This is a genomic window from Sulfobacillus harzensis (genome assembly GCF_012933365.1).
Classification (GTDB): Bacteria; Bacillota; Sulfobacillia; order Sulfobacillales; family Sulfobacillaceae; genus Sulfobacillus_B; species Sulfobacillus_B harzensis.
Genome location: NZ_JABBVZ010000233.1, coordinates 1 through 1,928 on the forward strand (window position 1 = coordinate 1; position 1,928 = coordinate 1,928).

Annotated in this window: 2 pseudogenes; both read right to left on the reverse strand. The window is 61.7% G+C overall.

Annotation, left to right across the window (positions count from 1 at the left end):
• Nucleotides 1-454, reverse strand: a pseudogene (locus HIJ39_RS22660) (IS5/IS1182 family transposase); the annotation flags it as partial.
• A 147-nt stretch (nucleotides 455-601) separates the two neighbouring features.
• A pseudogene (locus HIJ39_RS22665) lies at nucleotides 602-1,782 on the reverse strand (IS3 family transposase).
• Nucleotides 1,783-1,928 lie beyond the last annotated feature (146 nt).

The following is a 1,928-nucleotide window of genomic DNA, read 5'->3' on the forward strand; positions in this document are numbered from 1 at the left end:
TTTGCGCTTTGGGATCGGGCGTGGGCGGATCCTTCGGAGGTTCGGGCGCCGGTTTCCCCGCGGCCTCCGCCGCGGCTTTCCGCTCCGCTTGCTTCGCCTCCGCTCGTTCGCGGGCTTCCGCTTCGACACGCGCCTTGGCCGCCCGAATCGTGGCCAGCCGTTTCTGCGCATCCGCCAGGTCCGGCGGCGCCGTCCATCCCCGGTCATTCTCTCCGTGCTCCGCATCATCCGCCGCATCCGCGGCCTCGACCTCGGCGAGATACTGATCGACTTCGGCGGCCAGAGCCTCTTCCCGTTCAGTCATCCGCGCGTAACTCATGGCCCGATGCTTGGACGCCGCGGCGCGCACTTTGGTGCCATCGACGGCCACATCCCGCTCGCGCACTAAGCCCGCTTCGGCCGCCAACCGGATGGATTCGATGAGGAGGTTCCCCTGGACTTGTGTCAAGTCCATGGACACTTGAAATTCGTAGCAATGTCAAACAAGTGGAACCGGTTCCATCCTTTGGGACGGGGCGGATTATCGATGTCCGCAGCCGCCCCGTCAAGGCTCCCCCCTCAGGGGCGGCTGACGCCGGCCTTGACCGGCCGCCCCCGGACCTCAGGGCCTTTGGCTCGCCCCCAAGGATGGTGTGGGGGCCATCCCCGCGGTCAACACCGCGTACGGGGTTCGGTAGCCCAGCGCACTGTGCACCCGTTGCCGGTTATACCAGATTTCAATGTACTCAAAAATCGCCTGTTCCGCCGCTGCCCGGGTGGGCCAGCGATCCAGATAGATCAGCTCTTTCTTGAGCAGACTATGCCAGGATTCGATGCAGGCATTGTCCCAACAGTTGCCTTTCCGGCTCATGCTGGCTGTCATGTGCTCCGCCGCGAGCCGATCCCGATAGGCCTGGGCGGCATACTGACTCCCGCGATCGGAGTGATGGAGCACGCCCTCCGGGGGGCGATACCGGGCCACCGCTTGATCGAACGCTTGAATGACGAGGTCTTGCGTCATGCGGTCGCCCATGGCCCACCCCACGATCTGACGGCTATACAAGTCTTCCACACTGGCCAAATAGAGCCATCCCTCGTCGGTCGCCACATAGGTGATGTCCGTCATCCACACCTGATGGGGCCGCTCCGCCACAAACTGGCGATTCAGCACATTGTCTGCGACCGGGTGCGCGTGGCGGGAATTCGTGGTGGCTTTATATTTTTTCACCACCCGCGACCGCAAGCCCGCCTCCCGCATCAATCGCGCGACGGTCTTTTGCGTGATCCGTTCCCCGGTTTGGCGTAAGACCGCCGTGATTTTGGGGCTCCCATAGCGCCCCCGACTCTGGGCAAAGATCTGCTGGATCTACTCCCGGCGCTCCGCGCGCCGGATCGCCCGCGGACTGGGTGGTCGGTCTCGCCAGGCATAATACCCGCTCCGCGACGCCTGAAGAACTTGGCACATCTTCGTGACACGGAAGGTGGAGCGGTGTTCATGAATGAACGCATATTTTACTTCCGGTCGTTGTTGGCGAAGATGCGCATCGCTTTTTTTAAGATGGCATTCTCCTCTTCTAAATCCCGCAGGCGCTTTTGCAGTTCGCGCGCCGCCTGATCCTCCGGTCGTAACTGCCCACTGCCAATAAAGGGCTGATGCGGGTCCTGGCGAGTGGCCTTAATCCAGCCATGTAAGGTGCTCGACGGGATCCCCAACTCGTCGGCGACCTGCGCCACGGATTTGTTCAATTCGGTGGCTAACCGGACCGCCTGTAACTTAAACTCGGTATCGTATTGTTTGCCCATGGTGATCACCTCATTCGATGAGATTAGCATCGTCGAATTCGTGGTGTCCATGGAATAGACTAACATCCACCCCAACGCTTCGCGGTGTCGCCGCCGGAAGGCGGCGAGCGTCCAGAAATCAGGTTGTCGGTTCCCCGAAACCACCC